Genomic DNA, 1,128 nt, shown 5'->3' with positions numbered 1-1,128 from the left:
AACTTGTAGTTTTTTATTAAGAAAATCATGTTTTATTTTAAATTCTGTGAATACCTCTGACCAAGTTCTTACATAAAGTTCATACTCGCCTTTATAAACTAGGCCATAATCACCTTTTCCTTTATAAGCCTCCATAATATGTTGGATGTACCCCGTGCTATCATATTTATTTCCGATTAGATAAAATTTCCAAGTCATATTGCTTGCATTGAATTGACTTTCGTTTTTTATAACTTGATAGTATTCATATACCTGGTCTATTTCTTTTTTACCTAATCTTATATTCACAGGGTGCTTAAGCTCAACAACAATATGTTCAATTTTGTTTTCATTCATTCTTTGACGGATCATGAATAAGTCCATCTCTTTCTGTTCGGAAACATGGCCTATTTTGTGTTTTTTTAATTTTTCTCCACGCAAAATATACGCATGACGCCTAACTGCTTCGTTGAAATCCGGTTCTTCAGCACTAACTAATTGGTATTGCTCGCCTAATAACCAATAGTTCCTTTCCATCATTTTCTGTAAGTGTGGAACTTCACCAGCGTACATACTTGGATCATGAACTAGTTTTTCAAATTCAGTTACTGATTTATATCTATCAGTTAATAACTCTATGGTTTTTAATATGGAAGACAATTGAGTTACTTTTAATTGGTCGGAAAAACGTTCTTTTTCTTCTGGTGATAAAGATATAACACTGTCAATTATATTAAAGAAACTTTCAACTTCACCACCATCAATTATTAGTGATAACATTCTAACTAATATTTTTTGCTGGGGTTTATTTAAGTCGCTAAAGAACTTCGGCTCAATTTGATATAATTCCTGAATAGCCTCGCGTAAATCGTCAGCCTTCATTTTTTCCCATTTATTACTATAATTGAAAACAGGGAATATACCTTTTGTTTCGTACATTTCGACAAGTTCCTTAGCATATTCCATTAAAAACGGTTTGCGCTTTGCTCGTAAATAAGCATTAAGTTCATTTACTAATTTTTTATATGTCTCTGAACTTGTACTATTTGAGAATAAATCATCTTGCTTATTGTTGGGAACAAAATTATCAAAGTAAGAACTTTTAACATAGACACTATGATAAAAAGAATCGGATTTATTGTTTAATTG

General features: G+C 31.1%; 1 protein-coding gene. It reads right to left on the bottom strand.

The genetic code is table 11. From position 1 onward, the window contains the following. The coding region (locus MES37_RS24425) for a hypothetical protein (protein ID WP_237932830.1) at positions 1 to 1,128 on the bottom strand (1,128 nt) is incomplete at both ends.

Source organism: Buttiauxella sp. S19-1 (assembly GCF_022134725.1).
GTDB lineage: Bacteria > Pseudomonadota > Gammaproteobacteria > Enterobacterales > Enterobacteriaceae > Buttiauxella > Buttiauxella ferragutiae.
The sequence above is the reverse complement of the archived record's forward strand: the minus strand, read 5'-3'. Positions and strand labels throughout refer to the sequence as shown.